Origin of the sequence: Burkholderia sp. Bmkn7, from assembly GCF_041103175.1 — a bacterium.
GTDB lineage: Bacteria > Pseudomonadota > Gammaproteobacteria > Burkholderiales > Burkholderiaceae > Burkholderia > Burkholderia cepacia.
Map to the genome: position 1 here is coordinate 2,888,301 of NZ_JBGCUH010000003.1, position 21,322 is coordinate 2,909,622.

The following is a 21,322-nucleotide window of genomic DNA, read 5'->3' on the forward strand; positions in this document are numbered from 1 at the left end:
ATACTCTGCGCCGTTCGTCCCGGCTCTCCCGCCGGGGCGCGCGGCGCGCAGCACGATGCCCGCAAGCCGCATTCGTCCATTCGACAGGTTCCGATGCTTTCGTTTTCCGCTCCCGCCACGCGGCGCCTGACCGCCGCCCGCGCCTTCGCCGTTGCCGCGCTCTGCATGGTGCCGGTCTCGACCGCGCTGACCAACGTCTTCTGCGGGCTGTTCGCCGCCGCGCTCGTCATCTCCCCCGAATTCTGGCGTGACCTGCGCTCGTTCGTCACCGACCAGGCTTCGCTCGCGGCACTGCTGATCCTCGCCGCGCTGGCCATCAGCGTCACTTATACGGTTGCGCCGCACGCCAAGGCGTGGAACTGGGTCGCCAAATACGACAAGCTGCTGCTGCTGCCTTTTGCCGTGCTCGCGTTCCGCCATTCGAACTGGGCGCCGATCGTGCAGCGCTGCTGGTTCGCCACGCTGTGCGTCATCCTGCTGCTGTCGACGACCAACTATCTCGGGCTGACCGCGATCGGGCCCGCGCATGCGACCCAGCTGCCGCTGTCGCGCGCATGGGTGTTCAAGAACCACATCGCAGCCGGCATGTTCGGCGCGCTGCTGTTCTACCAGGCCGCCGATCTCGCGCTATCGGCGCGCACGACGCTGTCGCGTGTCGCTTGCGCCGCCATCGCCGCGTGGTCGCTGGTGAACGTCTTCGTGATGCTGCAGGGGCGCACCGGGCAAGTCATCGCGCTGCTGCTGATCCTCGTCGTCGCGGTGCGTTTCGTGCTGTTGCTGCGCCGCCGGTCGGCGCTGCGCGCAGGGCTCGTCGCCGGGGTGTTCGTCCTGGCCGGCATCGCGCTGGTGGTCGCGGCTTGCACGGTTCACAACGGCCGGCTCATCAAGGTCGTGTCGGAAGTGCAGCAGTATCGGCAGAGCGATGCGGCGACGTCGACCGGGCTGCGCCTCGAGTGGTACAAGAAGGGCTTCGAACTGTATCGCCAGCGCCCGGTGATCGGCTATGGTGCGGGCGGCCTCGAATCCGAATTCGAGAAACTCACGGCCGGCAAGACGGCCGCCGAAGGCCAGCTGACGTCGAACCCGCACAACGAATACCTGCTGATGTCCGTGCAGCTCGGGACGCTCGGCCTGCTGCTGTTCATCAACCTGATCGTGCAGATCGCACGCGGCAGCCGCGCGCTCGACCCGCGCTCGCGGCATCTGCTGCTCGCCTGGCTCGCGATCTTCGCGATCGGCAGTCTCGCGAATTCGTTGCTGCTCGATTTCGCCGAAGGGCACCTGATCGTGCTGCTGGCCGGTATCCTGCTCGGCTGCGGCGAGCGCGGCGAGGCGCTGCCGCGCGAGACGTCGGCGATCCGGCGCAGCGCGTAACGCTTGGCGCGCGGCGGCCTGCGCGGTGCTGCCGACCGACTTCGGCGGCGGCGCCCGCCGTCAGAGCGACCGGGCTGTATGCGTTCAGCGCGGCCCGTCGCGAAGCAGGCTATCCAGAACGAAAAAAAGCAAGGCGCGCGCCGCCCGCGCGTCAGTCGGAGCCGGCGCGATGCAGCCGTGATGTATCGACGGTGACCGCGGCCGGGCCCGGCGGATTCAGCCCCAGCATCTCGGCCGCTGCGGCCTTCACGCGCTGCGCACCGAGATTGACGAGGCAGTCGCTGCGGCTGTCGACCTTGCGCTCGCAGCCCTCGTGCCGGCACGGCACGCAATCACCCTCCCCCTGCAGCAGCCACACGTTCCCGTGTCGCCCCGAGCCGCGCAGCGGCCACGGATTCTCGGTCGCCGGCCAGTGCTGCGGCCACGGGCCCCAGCGCACCGGGTCGGACGGACCGAACAGCGCGATCGTGTCGGTGCCGGTCGCGGCCGCGACGTGCGTCGCGCCGGTATCGGGCCCGATGAAAAGCCGCGCGCGCCGGACGAGTTCGGCACTTTCGCCGAACGTCAGGCGTCCGACCAGGTTCAGCACGTCGCCGCCCGCTTCGGCCGCGACCTGCTCCGCATACTCGCGCTCGCTGTCGGCCGGGCCGCCCGACAGCGCGACCGCATAGCCGTGCTCGCGCAGCCAGCCGATCATCTCGACCCAGCCGTCGAGCCGCCACTGCTTGTAACGGAACATCGGATACGGATGCAGGACAACCAGCGGCTTGCCGGCGCGGATCGCGGGTGACTCGGCGAGCCACGCGTCGAAACGCGCACGCCGTGCCGGATCGTCGCCGATGCCGGGTGCGACGACCTCGGACACCGGCTCGATGCCGATCACCGGCGCGAGTGCCAGCGTGCTGACGACCGTATGCGCGGATTCGTGATGATTGATCGCGATCCCGTTCAGCATCATCCGCGTGAGCCACGTCACGCGGTTCGGATCGACGAGGCCCACCCGCTTGCGGCCCGCGAACCAGCTGTAGAAGCGCGGCCGGTCGGAGCTCAGCGCCGCGCACGCAAGATCGTAGCGGCGCCACATCGACAGCGCGTCGCGCAACCGCTCGCGGAAGCCCGCGCGCTGCGCGACGACGATCACGCGCCGCACGTCCGGATTGTGCTCGAGCACGCCTTCGGTGCCGCGAAACACCAGCATGTCGATCTGCGCATCCGGCCAGCGGGCCTTCAGCGAACGGACGAGCGGCGTCGTCAGCAGCACGTCGCCGATACGGCGCGGCGCGGCCACGAGGATGGTTCTGGGCGGGCGGGCGGAAGAAAACAGGGCCACGGCGATTCGGGTATCCGGCTGGCTGAACAAGGCTGGCAATGTACAGGATTTTGCAGCAGCCGGCGCGGCCTGGCGAATCGGCCGCGCGGCTGCCCTGATACGGCCCTGCTCATGGAGGGATGCCCGGCAGGCGCACCGCGTGCCGGTGCCGGTGCCGGTGCCAGTGCCGGTGTCGATGCCAATGCCGATGCCGGGCCGGTGCCGCACGCGCGGGGCTTGTGACGCCCGTGGCGCCCGTGGCGCTACGAGGCTGCCAAGATCACCGGCGTCGCGACATCGGCAGCCGGCCGCGGGCAGGCTGCGTCGGCCAGCGGTTCATCGCGATGGGTGGCCTGCGGCAGCAGATGACGCACCGCGCGCTCGACCGCGTCGACACCGATCGCGTCGACGGTCGCGCCGGCGCGCAGGATCACGTGAGGCACACCGAGCGGGTGCCAGCGCAGGTATTTCTCGGGACGATCCTCGAACAACGCGGCGACGGGCACGCCGAGTGCCGACGCGAGGTGCACGGGGGCGCTGTCGGCCGAGACGATCGCATCGAGCAGGCTCGCGGCCGCCACGAGATCGGCGACCGACGAAGGCGCGACATGGCGGGCGTTCACGTCGCGCCACGAGTCGTCCTCGGGCGCGTGACCCACGGCCGGGTCGCGAAACACGATGACATCGACGCTCGGCGCAAGCCGCTCGGCGAGGTCGTGCCAACGGTCCGCGGGCCAGCGGCGCTCGGCCGCCTTGTTCGTCACGAACAGCCCGACCCGCGGCTTCGTGCGCGCGCCGAGCAGCCGATGCCACGCGTCCTGCAGCGCGCGGTCGGGATGGACCGACAACTCGAGACGGTCGAGATCGGCGCGGCCGAGCTCGGGCACGAGCCGGAAACCCGACAGTGCTTCGTGGCACATCGGCCGCTGCGCGACATGCTCGGGCTTGCGATCGTCGAATTCGGTCTCGGCATCGTGCCAGCGGCAATCCTTCGCGCCGATCTGGCGCGCGAACTGCATGCTGCTGCGATGCATGCCGCCGTTCGGCACGACCACGAGGTCGAACCGCAAGCGGCGCAGGCGACGCACGAGCCGCAGCCGGTCGAAGAATGCACGCATCCGCCCGGGACGGTCGTTGCGTTCGCATTGGCGGCTGTACACGTAGGTGTGGATCATGTCCACGTCCGGGTTTCCGGCCAGCGCGGCCGCGTTGTAGCGGTTCGCGACCACATGCAGTTCCGCGCCGGGCCAGCGCTCCTTCAGCGCACCGAGAAACGCCGTCGTGCACAGCATGTCGCCCAAAAAATCGATCCGGATCACGAGGATCCGCTGCGGCGGGTTCCCATTGGCCATGGTCATGTGGTGACTGTCAGTTCATTGTTGTCGCGACGGGCCATTTCCGGGCATCCGGCTCCGGACGGCCTTGTCGCATGTCGCCGCTCGCCGCACGGATCCGCCCCCCGTTCATGCGCGCGATACCGGCGCCACCTGCCGGGCGAGCGGCGATCGGCGCCGCGTTCGTGCGGCCAGCGCCGGATTGTATAGCGTCCGGATGGCCAGCCCAAGACCCGCTTGCGTGAACATGCAAAACGGCCCGCCGCACCGCACGATGGCGATGCGGCGGGCCGCGTGGCGCGACAGCCGTCGGCTGAAGCGCGGTCAGTACGTGATTTCGACGACGCTGCCGTCGAACGCCGCACGCAGCTCCGCGAGCAGCACGTCGCTCGGCTTCACGCGCCATGCGTCGCCGAGGCGCATTTCGCCTTGCGCCCGCGCGTTGCTGTAGTGAACCTGCACCGCGAGCCCGTTCGGCAGCGGCGCCTGCGGGCGACGGCCGCCGTCGCGCCCGCCGCCGCGCGGCGCAGGCGCCTCGACCGCAGCCGCGGCCGCGGGATCGTCCTTCGACACGTGCGGCTCGAGCACACGGCGCAGCGCGGCCGCGTCGGCGTTGCCGTTCATCGTCAGCCGCACGGCCTGCGCATAACGGCTGCGCGCGCGTTCGAGATCCATCACCGTGTCGGCCGTGAAGCGGATGCCGCCCGTGAACGCATCGTTGCGCGCCTGCCCCTGCACGATCAGCAGTTCGTCTTCCTTGAACAGCGCCTTGTTCGCCTCGAACTGCTCGTTGAAGATCGTGATCTCGCACTGGCCCGAGCCGTCGTCAAGCAGCGCGATCAGCATCTTGCCGCGCTGGGTCATCTGCGTGCGCAGCGAAGCGATGATGCCGGCCACGAGCTTGTCGCGCCCTTCCTTCAGGTCGCCGACCTTCTGCCGCACGAAGCGGCGCACCTCATCGCGATACGCGTCGAACAGGTGGCCGGACAGGTAGAAGCCGAGCGCGCCCTTTTCTTCCTGCAGGCGGCGCTTGTCGTCCCACGCGGGCTCGTCGACGAGCGCATGCGCGTGCGGCGATTCGGCGCCCATGTCGAACAGGCCGGCCTGCATCGCATTCGCCTCGGCCTGGTCGGCCGCTTCCATCGCCAGCGGCACCGACGCGATCAGCTGGGCACGGTTCGGATTCAGCGAATCGAATGCGCCGGCGCGGATCAGCGCCTCGACCGTGCGGCGGTTGACGACGCGCCGGTCGATCCGCTCGCAGAAGTCGAACAGGTCGGTGAATGCCTTTTCCTCGCGGGCGCGCAGGATTTCCTCGATCGCGTTCTGGCCGCTGCCCTTCACCGCGCCGAGGCCGTAGCGGATCGTGCGCGAGCGCTTGCCGTCGGCTTCCGCGACTGGCTCGAAGCGGTAATGCGACTGGTTGATGTCGGGCGGCAGCACGGCGAGGTTGTTCACGATGCAATCGTCGAACAGGATCTTCACCTTGTCGGTGTCGTCCATCGCGAGCGTCATGTTGGCCGCCATGAATTCGGCCGGATGGTGGGCCTTCAGCCACGCGGTGTGATACGCGAGCAGTGCGTAGGCAGCCGCGTGCGACTTGTTGAAGCCGTAGCCCGCGAACTTCTCCATCAAGTCGAAGATCTCGTCGGACTTCTCGCGCGTGAGGCCGTTCTTCGCCGCACCCTCGGCGAAGATCTCGCGATGCTTGGCCATCTCCTCGGGCTTCTTCTTGCCCATCGCGCGACGCAGCAAGTCCGCGCCGCCGAGCGAGTAGCCGCCGATGATCTGCGCCATCTGCATCACCTGCTCCTGATAGACCATGATGCCGTAGGTCTCTTTCAGGACGGGTTCGACGCGCGGATCCGGATAGTCGACCTTCTCGCGGCCGTGCTTCCGTGCGCAGAAGCTCGGGATCAGATCCATCGGGCCCGGACGGTACAACGACACGAGCGCGATGATGTCCTCGAAACGGTCGGGCTGCGCATCCTTCAGCATGCCCTGCATCCCGCGGCTTTCCAGCTGGAACACGGCGACCGTGTTGGCCTTCTTCAGGATCTGGAACGAGGCGGGATCGTCGAGCGGCACCTGCGCGAGCGACCAGTCGGCCTTCGACGGATCGAGGCGGCGGATGTAGCGCTCGGCCCAGTCCAGGATCGTCAGCGTCGTGAGACCCAGAAAGTCGAACTTCACGAGGCCGACGGCTTCGACGTCGTCCTTGTCGTACTGGCTGACCACGCCGCCGTCGTCGCCCTGCGTGTACAGCGGGCAGAAATCGGTCAGCTTGCCGGGCGCGATCAGCACGCCGCCCGCGTGCATCCCGACGTTACGCGTGAGGCCCTCGACGCGCTGCGCGAGGTCGAGCAGCTGGTGCACTTCGTCCTCGTGGTCGTAGCGCTCCTGAAGCTGCGGCTCCTCCTTCATCGCGTCGGCGATCGTCACGTGCTTGCCCGGCTTGAACGGGATCAGCTTCGCGATACCGTCGGTGAACATGTAGCCGAGGTCGAGCACGCGGCCGATGTCGCGCACGGCCGCCTTCGCGGCCATGGTGCCGAAGGTGGCGATCTGCGACACGGCGTCCGCGCCGTATTTTTCCTTCACGTACTGGATCACGCGATCGCGGCCGTGCTGGCAGAAGTCGATGTCGAAGTCGGGCATCGACACGCGTTCCGGGTTCAGGAAGCGCTCGAACAGCAGGTTGTAGCGCAGCGGATCGAGGTCGGTGATGCCGAGCGCGTACGCGACCAGCGAGCCCGCGCCCGAGCCGCGGCCCGGGCCGACCGGCACGCCGTTGTTCTTCGCCCAGTTGATGAAGTCCGCGACGATCAGGAAGTAGCCGGGGAAGCCCATCTTCGTGATGGTCCCGCATTCGAATTCGAGGCGCTTGTAGTACGTGTCGCGCTGCGCGTCGCGCTCGGCTTCGACCGGATACAACTGCGCGAGGCGCGTCTCGAGCCCTTCCTTCGACAGCTGGACCAGGTAGTCGTCGAGCGACATGCCGTCCGGCGTCGGGAACAGCGGCAGCTTCGGCTTGCCGAGCTCGAGCTTCAGGTTGCAGCGCTTCGCGATCTCGACCGTGTTCGCGATCGCCGACGGCAGGTCGGCGAACAGCGCGACCATGTCGTCCTGCGTGCGGAAATACTGGTCGGTCGTGAAACGCTTCTGGCGCCGCGGATTCGCGAGGATATCGCCTTCCGAGATACACACGCGCGCTTCGTGCGCGGTGAAATCGTCGTCGGTCATGAACTGCGTCGGGTGCGTCGCGACGACCGGCAGCTTCAGCGCCGCGGCGAGCGTCGCGGCCTGCTGGATGTACGCCTCGGCGCCCGGCTGGCCGTAACGCTGCAGCTCGATGTAGAAGCCGCCCGGGAACACCTTCGCCCAGCGCTCGGCGTGACGGCGCGCGGCTTCTTCGTTGCCCGCGGCAAACGCGAGCCCGATATCGCCCTGTTGCGCACCGGACAGCGCGAGCAGCCCCTGCGCGAGCTCGCCGTCGAGCCAGCTCGCGTCGAGTTCCGCACGGCCGCGGTACTGGTTCGTGAGCCACGCCTTCGACAGCAGCTCGCAGAGATTCAGGTAGCCGACCTTGTCCTTGACGAGCAGCAGCAGCCGCGACGGCTTGTCGCGGTCGTCGGGATTGGCGATCCAGACGTCGCAGCCGGCGATCGGCTTGATGCCCTTGCCGCGGGCTTCCTGGTAGAAACGGACGAGGCCGAATGCGTTGCCGAGATCGGTGAGCGCGAGCGCACCCTGACCGTCCGCGGCCGCCGCCTTGACGATGTCGTCAATGCGCACGATGCCGTCGGCAATCGAGAATTCGGAGTGAACGCGAAGATGGACGAAGCGGGGATCTGACATGGGCGCTATTGTAGCCGCCCCGCCGCGCAGGCTGCCCAAAAAATGCCCGCTTTGGCCGTTCGGCCGATACGCGCGGCGACGCGTCGCGCGGTTGGCCGACCGGCCAGGTACCGATGCCCGCGCCGTTTGCGGGATAATACGGTTTTTCGAATCAACGCCCCGGCTTCGCACCCTTTTTTGCGGGCCGCCGTGCGGCCGTTTTCCCGTCGGACCATCATGACCATCGTCAACCTCGCCGCCTACCACTTCGTGTCGCTCGACGCGACCGAGCAATGGCGCCCGCTCGTCACCGCCCGCTGCAACGAACTCGGCCTGCGCGGCACGATCCTGCTCGCGCCGGAAGGCATCAACCTGTTCATCGCGGGCACGCGTGACGCCACCGACGCATTCATCGCGTACATCCGCCACGATCCGCTGTTCGAGGGCAAGTTCGCGTCGCTGCAGTTCAAGGAAAGCCTGTCCGATTCGCAGCCGTTCCGCCGGATGCTCGTGCGCCTGAAGCGCGAGATCATCACGATGAAGAAACCGGCGATCAAGCCGGAACTCGGCCGCGCGCCGTTCGTCGACGCACGCACGCTGAAGACGTGGCTCGACCGCGGCCACGACGACACGGGCCGCCCGGTCGTGATGCTCGACACGCGCAACGCATTCGAAGTCGACGTCGGCACGTTCGACGACGCACTCGACTACCGGATCGACAAGTTCAGCGAATTCCCTGAAGTGATCGACGCGAACCGCGCCGACCTCGAAGGCAAGACGGTCGTGTCGTTCTGCACGGGCGGCATCCGCTGCGAGAAGGCCGCGATCCACATGAAGGAAATCGGCATCGAGAACGTGTACCAGCTCGAAGGCGGGATCCTGAAATACTTCGAGGAAGTCGGCGGCGCGCACTATCACGGCGACTGCTTCGTGTTCGATTACCGCACCGCGCTGAACCCGCAACTCCAGCCCACCGGGAACGTCACGTGCTTCGCGTGCCGCGCGGTCGTCACGCCGGAAGCGCAACAGTCGCCGAGCTACGTGCCCGGCCAGTCGTGCCCGGCCTGCGCACCGGCAGCCAGCGCAGCCTGACCGCGCGCCGCCCCGCGCCCCGATGAGCGCCTATCGCGGCCGTTTCGCGCCGTCGCCCACCGGCCCCCTGCACTTCGGCTCGCTGGTCGGCGCGCTCGCGAGCTGGCTCGACGCGCGCGCGCATGGCGGCGCATGGCTCGTGCGCATCGAGGATCTCGACGGGCCGCGCACGGTACCCGGCGCGGCCGACGATATCCTCGCGACGCTCGCGCATTTCGGCATGACGCCCGACGAGCCGCCCGTCTGGCAAAGTACGCGGGACGCGGCCTATACGGCCGCGCTCGGACGGCTCGTCTCGGCCGGGCTCGTCTATCCGTGCGGCTGCACGCGCAAGGAAATCGCCGACTCGCTGCGCGCCGCGCACGAGCGCCACACGACGCTCGCCTATCCGGGCACCTGTCGCACCGGCCTGCACGGCAAGCCCGCGCGCGCGTGGCGGCTGCGTGTGCCGGACGGCACCGCAGCGATCGTCACGTTCGACGATCGCTGGCAGCGCACGCAAACGCAGAACCTCGCGACCGAAGTCGGCGATTTCGTGCTGAAACGCGCGGACGGGCAATGGGCGTATCAGCTCGCGGTCGTCGTCGACGATGCCGATGCAGGCATCACGCACGTCGTGCGGGGCGCCGACCTGCTCGACTCGACCGCGCGCCAGATCTACCTGCAGCAGTGCCTCGGCGTGCCGACCCCGCGATACCTGCACGTGCCCGTCGTGGTCGACGCGAACGGCGAAAAGCTCAGCAAGCAGACGGGCGCGACCGCGCTCGAACGCGACGATCCGCTGCCGGCACTGCAGGCTGCGGCCGCGCATCTGGGCCTCGCGCCGGCCGGCGCGCTCGCAGCCACGACTCTCGATGCGTTCTACGCAGCCGCAACGGCCGCGTGGGCGACGCGCTTCGGGCCGCAGGCCGGGTGACGCGCGGTTTAGCGCTGGTTTCGTGCCGGTTTCGCACCGATCCCGCGGCTGCCGGATGCCGCTTGCATCGCTCGCCGCCGGCGCCAAGCGCCCTCTTCCGCTCCTCCATCGAACCGCGCCCCCAATGAAAAACGGGCACATGCTCATCGCATGCACCCGCTTTTCCCGCAGCGCTCGCGCGCCGCGCCGTCGTGTCCACCAGGCTTACGCCGACGGCTTGCGCGGCATCCCGAACCCGCCGAGCAGTGCGGCGACCTGACGCTTCGGCCCCTTCTTCTCGGGCTGCTGCGCAGGCTGCGCGTCGTCCCGCTGCTTCGCGGGCGCCGACGGCTCGTACGGCTTCAGGAAGAAATCGTCGACCGGCGCTTCGTGGCGACGGTGATGACCGCGCTCGGAGCCGCCCGGGCGGCGTCCCGACGCACCACGATGTTCGTCGCGTTCGCGACGGCCGCCCCGTTCGCCGCCGCGCTCGCTGTTGCGATCGCCGCCGCGGTCGTTGCCGCGCTCGTCGTGACGATGGCGCGCCGGCTTGTCGAGCGTGAGCGTCTGCATCTCGAGCGGACGCTTGATCAGCTTCTCGATATCGGCAAGCTGCTTGCGCTCGTTCGGGCTGCACAGCGACAGCGCGTCGCCCGTCGCACCCGCGCGGCCGGTACGGCCGATCCGGTGCACGTAGTCTTCCGCGCTGAACGGCAGGTCGAAGTTGATCACGGCGGGCAGTTCGGCGATGTCGAGGCCGCGCGCGGCCACGTCGGTCGCGACCAGCGCCTCGATCTCGCCGCGCTTGAACGCGTCGAGTGCCTGCATCCGCTCGATCTGCGTCTTGTCGCCGTGGATCGCCGACGCGACCACGCCGTCGCGCTCGAGATTGCGCGCCAGCCGGCTCGCGCCGATCTTGCTGTTGCAGAACACGATCACCTGCTTGAGCCCGCGATCGCGCAACAACTGCACGACGGCCGCCTGCTTGTCGCCTTCGGCGACGTCGTAGACGATCTGCGTGACGTTCGCGTTCGTCGAATTGCTGCGCGCGACTTCGATCGTCTGCGGGTTGCGCAGGTACGTCGACGCGAGCTTCTTGATTTCCGGCGAGAAGGTGGCCGAGAACAGCAGCGTCTGACGTTCCTTCGGCAGCAGGTTCAGGATGCGCTGCAGATCGGGCAGGAAGCCCATGTCGAGCATCCGGTCGGCTTCGTCGAGCACGAGGATCTGCACCTGACCGAGATTCGCCGTCTTCTGCTGCACGTGGTCGAGCAGGCGGCCCGGCGTCGCGATCAGGATCTCGACGCCGCGGCGCAGTTCGGCCATCTGCGGGTTCATGTCGACGCCGCCGAACACGACCGCGCTGCGCAGCGGCGTGTGCTTCGCATACGCGTGCACGTTCGCGGCGACCTGGTCGGCGAGTTCGCGGGTCGGCGTGAGGATCAGCGCGCGCACCGGGTGGCGCGCCGGTGACGCGCTCGTGTTGGCCTGCGGCAGCAGCCGCTGGATGATCGGCAGCGAGAAACTCGCGGTCTTGCCGGTACCCGTTTGCGCGGCGCCCATGACGTCGCGGCCGGCGAGCACGACCGGAATGGCCTGCGCCTGGATCGGCGTCGGCGTCGTATAACCCTGCTCCGCAATGGCTTTCAGGATATCGGCGGCAAGGCCGAATTGATCGAAGGTTGCGTCGACGGGCTTGGCGACAGAATCGGACATGGTGGCGTTTCGCTCAAAAGGCGCGGCGGGGACATCGTGCGTCAGGCCAGCCGGGCCTGCGCTCATCACAATTCGGAATTAGACGGAGCCGCGGCGCGCCGCGCGGCGCCGCTCTGGCGCTTGGGACCGGTTCAATATGAACGCTGGACGCCAGGCCGTGCGGACTCCGTTCGGCGCGAATGCCGGCGGAAAGGGGCGTATTGTAGCACTGCGCAGCCATCTGTCCGTGACAACGCCGCGAACGGCCCCGCCGACCGTGCGCGCGGCGGGCCCGGGCAGGCCCGCGCGGTCGACGAATGCCCCGATCGGGCTATCCCGATCGGTCGACGGATAATTTCAAGGGTCAGATTCCGGATCGCCTTGCCGGATCGCCTTGCCGGATCGCCTTGCCGGATCGCCTTGCCGGATCGCCTTGCCGGATCGCCTTGCCGGATCGCCTTGCCGGATCGCCTTGCCGGATCGCCTTGCCGGATCGCCTTGCCGGATCGTCTTGCCGGATCGTCTTGCCGGATCGCCTTGCTGGATCGCCCGCTGCCGGCCCGCGCGGCAGGCAGTCACGCCAGGGAGCCTGACGCCGGCCGCCACCGCCAGGCACGATCCACGCTCCCGCCCGTCGCTCAACCCTTCTTCTTTTTCTTCTCGACCTGAACGCAGTCGCCCAGCAGCGGCGGCGCATTCTGGTCGGCGATCTCGTCGCGCAGCGTCGCTTCCTTGCCCTTCGTCCACCACGTATAGCGGCCGGCCTGATAGCGCGCGCCGGACGCCGACACCGTGTCGACGAACAGCATCTGCTTCCCGTTGACCGGCACGAGCGCGAAGCTCTGGCCGTTGCCCGCGAGCCAGTACGACACGCGCACGGGCTGTTTCTGGTTCGCACACTGGTAGACGGCGAACTGGCGCGAATCGGCGTCGATCTCTTCGACGGTCAGTTGCGCGGCATGCGCGACGGAAACGGCGGTGCCGGCGAGCGCAAGCGCGGCGAGCGTTTGGCGAATCATGCAGGTCCTCTCACGAGACGGGTGGAAACGCGCCCTCGCGGGGCGCGCAATGATTGTTGGCGATCGCGTCGTGGAGCTTGATCAGGGATCGATGACGTCGGCACACGCGTCGGTCGGCGCGGCCGCGAGATGGCCGACGAGCGGCACGATCTTGAGCCCGGCCGAGGCCACCCGGCACGGTGCGGCCGCGACGCCGCAACCCGCGAGACTCGCGACCAGCGCCAGTGCGGCGCCCAGCTTTACGATACGCAGCCAGCTTGGCGTCATCGTCCTCTCCTGGTTACGTCAGCGCGCCGACACGGGCCGGACGGCCGCGGCGGCACGCTTCGCGCGTTCGCGAGCTTCGTCGACGGTCGCGCCGGTCGCCAGCGCGACGCCCATGCGCCGCTTCGCAAAACTTTCCGGCTTGCCGAACAGGCGCAGGTCGGCGCCCGGCACCGCGAGCGCGTCGCGCACGCCTTCGAACGCGATGCCGCGCTCGTCGAGCCCGCCGTAGATCACGGCCGACGCGGCCGGCGAACCGAGCGTCGGATCGACCGGCAGCCCGAGAATCGCACGCGCATGCAGCTCGAACTCCGACTGGCGCTGCGACGCGAGCGTGACGAGGCCCGTATCGTGCGGCCGCGGGCTCACCTCGGAGAACCACACGTCGTCGCCGCGCACGAACAGCTCGACGCCGAACAGCCCGCGGCCGCCGAGCGCTTCGGTCACCTTGTGCGCGATCTCGCGCGACTTCTCGAGCGCCGCCGCGCTCATCGGCTGCGGCTGCCACGACTCGACGTAGTCGCCCGCCACCTGCACGTGGCCGACCGGCTCGCAGAAATAGGTGCGCGTGGCGTCCGTCGCCGGATCGATCGCGCGCACGGTGAGCTGCGTGATCTCGTAGTCGAAATCGATGAAGCCTTCGACGATCACGCGGCCGTGGTTCACGCGCCCGCCCGCCATCGCGTAGTCCCACGCCGGCTTCACGTCGGCTTCGGTCTTCACGACCGACTGCCCCTTGCCCGACGACGACATCACGGGTTTCACGACGCACGGCATGCCGATCTTCGCGACGGCCGCGCTGAACGCTTCGAACGAATCCGCGAACGCATACGGGGACGTCGGCAGGCCGAGCTCCTCGGCCGCGAGCCGGCGGATCCCTTCGCGGTTCATCGTAAGCTGCGTCGCGCGCGCGGTCGGGATCACCTCGGCAAGACCGGCCGCCTCGATCGCCGCGAGCGCGTCGGTCGCGATCGCCTCGATCTCGGGCACGATCAGGTGCGGGCGTTCGGCCTCGACGATCGCGCGCAGCGCGGCGGCGTCGGTCATGTCGATCACATGTGCGCGATGCGCGACCTGATGGCCGGGTGCGTCCGGATAGCGGTCGACCGCGATGACTTCGACACCGAGACGCTGCAACGCGATGATGACTTCCTTGCCGAGCTCGCCGGCGCCGAGCAGCATGACGCGCGTGGCCGAGGATGAGAGCGGCGTACCGAGCCGCTGACCGATCTGCATGTGATTACCCGCTTCTGGTGGAGGACGAAAACGGCTCCGATGTTAACACGCGCAACGACACCGGTTTGGCGCGTTTCGCCGTGCCGCCGCCCCGCCTCGGGCCGCTCGCGAGCGGGCTGCGAACGTTTTCACGCGCGAAGTGTCGGCTCGCCTGCCGCGGGGCGGGTGCGTTACTCTTACGCCTTGATCAGAATCCGATGAGGAACGAGGCTCATGTCCCACCTGTCCGCAGCCGCACGCGCACGCACCGGCCTGCTTCGCCCGTTGCGCGCGCCGCTCTGCGCGTTGACGCTTGCCACGCTTCTCGCCGCCTGCGCGATGCCGACCCACCCCGATTCCGCCGCCCCCGCGCCCGACCCGTACAACCCGGCCGCCGTCCAGCTGCTCGACGACACGAGCTGGGAGCTCACCAGCTGGCTGAACGCCGACGGCACGCAGCGCGCGATCCCGCACGGCGACAACGGCGAGCCGATCAAGCTCGCGCTGTCGACCGAGTCGGGCATCCGGCGCGCGAGCGGGTTCTCGGGCTGCAACCGCTACATGGGCACCTACGCGATCAAGAACGGCCTGTTGAGCTTCGGGCCGCTCGCCGGCACGCGGATGGCCTGCCCGAATACGCTCGGCGGCCAGCTCGAACGCGCGTACCTCGACGCACTCGCCCATGTCGACAAGACCGGCGTGCAGATGCGCGAGCCGCAGCAGTTGCAGATCGTGACCGCGTCCGGCGCAACGCTGACCTTCACGCACCGGAGCCCCTGATGCACGGCGCGCGCGAAGGCCGACCGACCGCCTTCGCGTGGCGCGCCACGCGCGTGTGCCGCGCACCCGCGTCGCGCGGCGTGAAGCGGATGCACGCCGCGTTAGAGTCTTGTTCGCCGGCCGGTTAAACTCGGCGGGTCGCGCCCAGCGCGCCCCTCCCCACTCCTGTTTCAAAGCATGCACACGGTTGTCTTCGGCTGGTTCGGCATCTCCGCCGTCTGGTTCCTCCTTCTCTTCTGGCGTCTCGTGCAGGCGATGCTGCCCGGCGGCGGCGGGCTCGCCGGCCGCGGCTCGATCCGTCTGTGGCTCGGCTTCGCCGCGGTGTTCGTGGCAAGCTGCACGCTGACGAGCCCGCTGTCGGGCCCCGACACGAACGCGCTCGGCCATGCGTTCTCGGCAGGCTTCGCCCACGTGCTCGGCCCGATCGGCACGCCGGTCGCGATGGTCGTGCTGTTCTTCGCCGGGCTGCCCTGGTTGACCGGCATCGGCTGGCGGCAATTCGCCGCGTGGGTCGACACGTCGTTCGGCGTCAAGCTGTCGCGCGACGGCGGCGACGACGATGCCCGCGGCATTGCCGACCTGCCGCGCAGCGCGCTTCATCGCGACGACGACGTCGTGCAGCCGACCACCGCGCATACCGTCAATTCGATGGCGCCGCGCCAGAACGGCCGGTATTCGCGTCCGACGCTGTGGAAACCCGATCCGCAGGCGCGGCCGAAGCCGCGCAGCAGCACGCCCCCGCGCCCTCACGTGGAACCCGTCGCGCCGTCGGGCTGGTTGAAACCGACCGCGCCCCAGCGCACGCCGACGCAGCCCGCACCGATTCCCCCGGCCAGCGCGATGCCGCCACCAACGACCGGTAGCACCGCCAGCCTGGCGCGCGCAGCAGCGAATTCGCAGGTCCCGCGCCCCGACCCGGCCCCGCTTCCCGTCGGATTCGAACCCGTCCGCCCGCGCCCGACAGCCGCGCGACCGGCCACTCCCGCATTGAAGCCGACTACGCCGCGTACCACGGTCACGCCGCGGCCGGCCGCCGCGCAGCCGCAGCGCCCGCCGGTACGCCCCGTCGCAGGCGCAGGTTCGGCCGGCCAGCCTGCGGAGACGGCACGACGTCGTCCGGTGCCGCAAACGCCGGCGCGTGCGCCGCTCTACGCATGGACGGAAAAACCCGCCGCACCGATCGCGCCGGCACCGAGCGTGCACGACACGCTGCGCTCGATCGAGGCCAGCACCGCGCAATGGGCGACGCTGGGCGGTGCGCAGTCGGCCGACGCCGGGCACGCTGCCGCCGCAGCCGCTACCGTGGCCGGGGTGGCCGCGGCAGCAGCGGGCGTTGCGGCGCCGGCATCGGCGGCCGCATCGACCGTGCAGGCCGCTTCGGCCGGGAACGCCGCCGCGACCCACGGCCTCGCCGCGCATGACGCTACTGTGTCGCTCGCGCACGATGCGGCGCCGGCTTACGACGACAACGCACCGATCGTGCTCGACGCGTTCATGCCGGCGGCGCCCGCTGTTCATGCACCGGGTGCCGATGCGGGCACTGTCGCGCTCGACGCGGCCGCCCCGCACGCGCTGTCGAATACCGGCAGCGACGATGCCGCGTTTTCGCATCACGCCGACGACGAGCTCCGGTACGCCGACGATGCGCCTGCCGCGCCAACGCCGGGAATCCCGTCCGCACCCTCACCTTCGTTCGACGCGCCCATCGACCTCGCACCGTGGGAAGACCTCGCCAGCCGCGCGGTTTCCACGTTCGACGCATCCGCGTGGAACGCTGCCGCCGAGTCGTCGACGGACGCGACGGGATCGGAACCGGCCGAGGCTGCCGCCGCACAACCCAGGAACGAGGCGGCTCGCGACATCGCCGCGAGCAACCTGCCGGCACCCGTCGATAACGACGACAGGTACACGGCGCAACCGGCTCCCGCAATCGATCACATTGCATCGGCCCGCGTGCCGCAGGGCATCGACGATGCGCACGCCGACGTGAAAGCGGCCGGGAACATCGCACCGTTCGCGGCCCTCCCCTCTTCGCCGATCACCGAAACGACGTCACGCGCAAGTGCCGAAGCCAGGCCGTTTGCGGCGGTGTCGGCAACGTCGGGATCGGCCGTGTCGGGTACCGCACCGGAAGCCGTCAAGGCGGACGCGGCAGAACCTGCGGCACCGCCGTCGGCAAGCGCTCAGGGCTCCGCGCCGGCAGCGGAATGGACTTGGAAACCGTCGACGGCACAATCTGCCCCGACGAATACAACCGTCGCCGTGGAATTGCCGAAATCGCCGGTTGCCGCTCAACCGTTTGCCGCCATGCAGACGGCTTCGCCTGCTGCTGCGTCGCCGCTCGTCGGCACCACCGCGCAAGCACCTGCATCCGCTTCGGGAACATCGCCTGTCGCCGATACCACTTCAATGGATCGCGTGACCGGCACGGCATCCGGCTCGCCTGCTCAGTCGCCTGCGTCGGCATCGACCGCTGCATCGGCCGCGTCGACATCCGCAATCGGCGGAACCGGTGCCGCGTTGGCTTCTCTTTCGCAGCCGGCCGCGTCGGCATCGACACCTGCGTCTACCCCATCGACATCCCCGGTCGGCGTAACCGGTGCCGCGTCGGCTTCGCTGTCGCAGCCGACCGCATCGGCATCGACCGCTGCATCTGCCCCATCGACATCCCCGGTCGGCGTCACCGGCGCTGCGTCGGCTTTTCTTTCGCAGCCGGCCGCATCGGCATCGATACCTGCGTCTACCCCATCGATATCCCCGGTCGGCGTAACCGGTACTGCGTCGGCTTCGCTTTCGCAGCCGGCCGCATCGACATCGACCGTTGCATCGGTTGCGTCGGCAGCCCCGGCTAGCGGAACGGGCACGACTTACGATTCGTTCCCCCGTGCATCGACGCCCACATCGCCCGTCGTGACTCCGTCGACGGCCGGCACGTCGGCTTCGACATCCGGTTCGACCGCGCCCGTACCGGCTGCCACACCGGCGCTCGCTACCGCGATGCCCGTGAACACCGCGTCCGTTTCGCCCGCGCCGGCGCAGGTCAACCCCGCAAGCTCATCGACGGGTACGACATTCGGCACGTTCGGCACCTCCGGCCCGGTCGCTCGGCAGCCGGCCGCAAGCCTGTCCGTGCCGCCGGCCGTTTCCGACACGACTGCACCGTCCCCCGGCGCCGTTGCATCGATCACGTCCGCCGCAGCGACTCCGGCGCAACCGATCTCCGGCTCGCCCGTCGCTCCGACCGGCTCGCTGCCGTCCTTCGGGGCAACCGCTCCTACGCAGGCTCCGTCGATCGCTTCGGCACCCGCCACAATCGGAGCCACGACGTTCGCAGCCCCGCCCGCCCCGGCCCCGGCCTCGTCGCCGGCAAGCTGGCACGTGTCGAACGTCGCCGCGACACCGGCAGCCGCTGCCCTGCAACCCGCCACGACATTCCCCGGCGCGAGCCTGTCCGCACCGGCGGCGGTCACGCCCGTAGCGGCGATTCCCGCTGCCCCGCCGGCAGATGCGACCGCCGCCACGGCAACAACCGAACCGGCCGCACCGCCCCCCGACACCCCCGCCCGCCCGCCGCGTCCGAACGCGTTCGAATTCCACGCGCCCGCGACGTTCAACGTCGAACTGCCGACCCTCGACCTGCTCGAACCGGCGTCCGACGACATCGAAACGATCACCGACGAACACCTCGCGCAAACCGCGCAGGTCATCGAACAGCGGCTGCAGGAATTCAAGGTGCCGGTGACGGTGGTCGGCGCATCGGCCGGGCCCGTGATCACGCGCTTCGAGATCGAACCCGCGCTCGGCGTGCGGGGCAGCCAGATCGTCGGGCTGATGAAGGACCTGTCGCGCGGCCTCGGCCTCACGTCGATCCGCGTCGTCGAGACGATTCCCGGCAAGACCTGCATGGGCCTCGAACTGCCGAACGCGAAGCGCCAGATGATCCGCCTGTCGGAAATCCTCGAGTCGCGCCAGTACCAGCACTCGGCCTCGCAACTGACGATCGCGATGGGCAAGGACATCACCGGCCATCCGGTCGTCACCGATCTCGCGAAGGCGCCGCACATGCTCGTCGCGGGCACGACGGGCTCGGGCAAGTCGGTCGCGATCAACGCGATGATCCTGTCGCTGCTGTACAAGGCGACACCCGAGGACGTGCGGCTCATCATGATCGACCCGAAGATGCTGGAGCTGTCGGTCTACGAAGGCATCCCGCACCTGCTCGCGCCGGTCGTCACCGACATGAAGCTCGCGGCCAACGCGCTGAACTGGTGCGTCGGCGAAATGGAGAAGCGCTACCGGCTGATGTCGGCCGTCGGCGTGCGCAACCTCGCGGGCTTCAACCAGAAGATCCGCGACGCGGAGGCGAAGGAAAAGAAGATCGGCAACCCGTTCTCGCTGACGCCCGAGGATCCCGAGCCGCTGTCGACGCTGCCGCTGATCGTCGTCGTGATCGACGAGCTGGCCGACCTGATGATGGTGGCCGGCAAGAAGATCGAGGAGCTGATCGCCCGCCTCGCGCAGAAGGCGCGCGCGGCCGGCATCCACCTGATCCTCGCGACGCAGCGCCCGTCCGTCGACGTGATCACGGGCCTGATCAAGGCGAACATCCCGACGCGCGTCGCGTTCCAGGTGTCGTCGAAGATCGACTCGCGCACGATTCTCGACCAGATGGGCGCCGAATCGCTGCTCGGGATGGGCGACATGCTCTTCCTGCCGCCGGGCACCGGTTATCCGCAGCGCGTGCACGGCGCATTCGTCGCCGACGAGGAAGTGCACCGGATCGTCGAGTACCTGAAACAGTTCGGCGAACCGCAGTACGAGGAAGGGATCCTCGACGGCCCGGCCGCCGACGGCGCGACGCAGGACCTGTTCGGCGATGCGCCGGACGCGGAAGCCGATCCGCTGTACGACGAAGCCGTCGCATTCGTCGTGCGCACGCGGCGCGCGTCGATCTCGTCGGTGCAGCGGCAGTTGCGCATCGGCTACAACCGCGCCGCACGCCTCGTCGAGCAGATGGAGGCGGCCGGGCTGGTGTCGCCGATGGGCATCAACGGCAGCCGCGAGGTGCTCGTGCCGGCCGCGGCCGATTGAGCGCGGCGGCCGGCCGCCGTCCACCGATACGGGCGCACCGGCAAACCGGCCGCCCCGTAAAGCAAAAGGGCGCTGCATCGGCAGCGCCCTTTGTCATTTACTGCACCGGCACCAGCTTGAAGTCGACCGGCTTGCCGACCGCCACCTTCTGCGGATTCGGGCCCAGTTGCCCCGTTTCCACATTGCGGCTGAACACGTAGAACGTATCGCTGTCCTGGTTGCCGACGATCAGCCACTTGCCGGTCGGGTCGATCAGGAACTCGCGCGGTGTCTTGCCGAGGCTCGACTGGCGGCCGACGGGCTTCAACCGGCCGTCGGCCTGGTTCACCGCGTAGATCACCAGGTCGTTCGCATCGCCGCGGTTGCTCACGTACAGGAAGCGGCCGTCAGGCGACAGGTGGATCGCGCCGCCGCCGACCTTGCCCTTGAAGCCCGGCGCGGTCATCGATACGGTCTCGACCGGCGTCAGCTTGCCGTCGTGGTAGCCGAACACCTCGACCGCCGCGTTGAGCTCGCTCGTCACGTACGCGTACCGGCCGTCGGCGCTGAACACCATGTGACGCGGGCCCGAACCCGCCTTGACCGGCGTGTAGCGCGTGTCGGTCGGGCTGATCAGCCCGCGGCTGCCGTCCACCGTGTACCGGTAGCCGTAGATCTTGTCCGCGCCGAGATCCTGCACGAACAGGTAATGGCCATCCGGCGAAAACACCGTCGAATGCACGTGCGCGCCGTCCTGGCGGCCCTTCACGGGCCCCGTGCCCTCGTGGTGCACCGTCAGCACGGCCTGGCCGACCGCGCCGTCGTCGCGCAGCGGAAACACCGCGAAGCTGCCGCCCGGATCCTTCGCGACCGAGTAATTGGCCGTCACGAGGTACTTGCCGTCCGGCGACAGCGCGAGATAGCAAGGATCGTTCCCTTCCGACGACACGCGGTCGATGAAGCTCAGCGCGCCCGTCTTCGCGTCGAAGCGGAAGGCGCTGACGCCGCCGCGCTGCGACGCCGGGCCGTCGTCGCCGGGCAGTTCGTTGACCGCGTAGACGGTACGACCGTCGCGGCTCGGCAACAGGTACGACGGATTCACCGTCTTCGCCGACGACACCGGCGCGACGCTGCCGGTTTTCGTATCGAAGCGGTAAACATAGATCCCGTCGCTGCCGCCGCCCGTGTAGGTGCCGACGAGCAGGTTGTACACGCCGTCGGCCGGGGCGGGCGATTGCTGCGCAAATGCGTGGGTCGCGGAAAGGGAGAGCACGATCGCGAAACCTTTCATCCAGTGAGCGAGCCTAAGCGGGAACCCTCGTGTCGAAGCGCGTGCGTCACGCTCGCGTAAACGGTTGGGCATTGAATCCTCCTTGCATCGAGTCGCTTCAAGTGTTGAGATAGGACGAAACGCCGGCCGTTCATGCGCTCCGCCGCC

Annotated in this window: 14 protein-coding genes; 5 read left to right on the forward strand and 9 right to left on the reverse strand. The window is 69.0% G+C overall.

Annotated elements, in window-relative coordinates:
- The first annotated feature begins 93 nt into the window (after positions 1–93).
- On the forward strand, positions 94–1,374 hold the full coding sequence (locus AB3K92_RS35060; RefSeq protein ID WP_059497764.1) for an O-antigen ligase: 1,281 nt from the start codon (positions 94–96) through the stop codon (positions 1,372–1,374).
- Between the two features lie 151 nt (positions 1,375–1,525).
- On the opposite strand, the gene AB3K92_RS35065 is transcribed toward AB3K92_RS35060, so the two are convergent.
- From AB3K92_RS35065 to dnaE, 3 genes are all read right to left on the reverse strand, one after another.
- Positions 1,526–2,704 carry a glycosyltransferase family 9 protein gene (locus AB3K92_RS35065; protein ID WP_048020449.1) on the reverse strand — a complete coding sequence of 393 codons (1,179 nt, stop codon included), beginning with the start codon at positions 2,702–2,704 and terminating at the stop codon, positions 1,526–1,528.
- A 242-nt stretch (positions 2,705–2,946) separates the two neighbouring features.
- Positions 2,947–4,035, reverse strand: coding sequence for a glycosyltransferase family 9 protein (locus tag AB3K92_RS35070; RefSeq protein WP_059649227.1), 1,089 nt, complete (start codon positions 4,033–4,035; stop codon positions 2,947–2,949).
- 306 nt (positions 4,036–4,341) lie between these two features.
- On the reverse strand, positions 4,342–7,875 hold the full coding sequence (gene dnaE, locus AB3K92_RS35075; protein WP_369466690.1) for a DNA polymerase III subunit alpha: 3,534 nt from the start codon (positions 7,873–7,875) through the stop codon (positions 4,342–4,344).
- A gap of 216 nt (positions 7,876–8,091) precedes the next feature.
- On the opposite strand from dnaE, the gene AB3K92_RS35080 reads away from it, so the two are divergent.
- Positions 8,092–8,946: a sulfurtransferase gene (locus AB3K92_RS35080; protein ID WP_059486370.1), complete on the forward strand. Its 855-nt coding sequence runs from the start codon at positions 8,092–8,094 to the stop codon at positions 8,944–8,946.
- Positions 8,947–8,968: 22 nt separating this feature from the next.
- On the forward strand, positions 8,969–9,862 hold the full coding sequence (gluQRS, locus tag AB3K92_RS35085) for a tRNA glutamyl-Q(34) synthetase GluQRS (RefSeq protein WP_369466691.1): 894 nt from the start codon (positions 8,969–8,971) through the stop codon (positions 9,860–9,862).
- 204 nt (positions 9,863–10,066) lie between these two features.
- Here gluQRS and AB3K92_RS35090 read toward each other — a convergent pair whose 3' ends face one another.
- The 5 genes from AB3K92_RS35090 to purT form a co-directional block, all read right to left on the reverse strand.
- Positions 10,067–11,623 carry a DEAD/DEAH box helicase gene (locus AB3K92_RS35090; protein ID WP_081052679.1) on the reverse strand — a complete coding sequence of 519 codons (1,557 nt, stop codon included), beginning with the start codon at positions 11,621–11,623 and terminating at the stop codon, positions 10,067–10,069.
- 270 nt (positions 11,624–11,893) lie between these two features.
- Positions 11,894–12,178, reverse strand: coding sequence for a hypothetical protein (locus tag AB3K92_RS35095; RefSeq protein ID WP_369466692.1), 285 nt, complete (start codon positions 12,176–12,178; stop codon positions 11,894–11,896).
- Positions 12,175–12,555, reverse strand: coding sequence for an MliC family protein (locus AB3K92_RS35100; RefSeq protein WP_021161266.1), 381 nt, complete (start codon positions 12,553–12,555; stop codon positions 12,175–12,177). The genes AB3K92_RS35095 and AB3K92_RS35100 overlap by 4 nt, the downstream gene beginning before the upstream one ends.
- A gap of 81 nt (positions 12,556–12,636) precedes the next feature.
- Positions 12,637–12,822 (reverse strand): DUF6726 family protein, encoded by a 186-nt coding sequence (locus tag AB3K92_RS35105; RefSeq protein ID WP_021161265.1) that lies wholly within the window; start codon positions 12,820–12,822, stop codon positions 12,637–12,639.
- 18 nt (positions 12,823–12,840) lie between these two features.
- A complete protein-coding gene (purT, locus tag AB3K92_RS35110; RefSeq protein ID WP_042976186.1) occupies positions 12,841–14,055 on the reverse strand; it encodes a formate-dependent phosphoribosylglycinamide formyltransferase in 1,215 nt (404 codons plus the stop codon).
- Between the two features lie 213 nt (positions 14,056–14,268).
- Between purT and AB3K92_RS35115 the strand changes: the two genes are divergently transcribed.
- On the forward strand, positions 14,269–14,814 hold the full coding sequence (locus AB3K92_RS35115) for an META domain-containing protein (RefSeq protein ID WP_021161262.1): 546 nt from the start codon (positions 14,269–14,271) through the stop codon (positions 14,812–14,814).
- 177 nt (positions 14,815–14,991) lie between these two features.
- Positions 14,992–19,905 (forward strand): DNA translocase FtsK, encoded by a 4,914-nt coding sequence (locus AB3K92_RS35120; RefSeq protein ID WP_369466693.1) that lies wholly within the window; start codon positions 14,992–14,994, stop codon positions 19,903–19,905.
- Between the two features lie 97 nt (positions 19,906–20,002).
- Here AB3K92_RS35120 and AB3K92_RS35125 read toward each other — a convergent pair whose 3' ends face one another.
- Entirely contained in the window at positions 20,003–21,247 is a 1,245-nt protein-coding gene (locus tag AB3K92_RS35125) for a lactonase family protein (RefSeq protein ID WP_104768670.1), read from the reverse strand.
- Between the last annotated feature and the right edge of the window lie 75 nt (positions 21,248–21,322).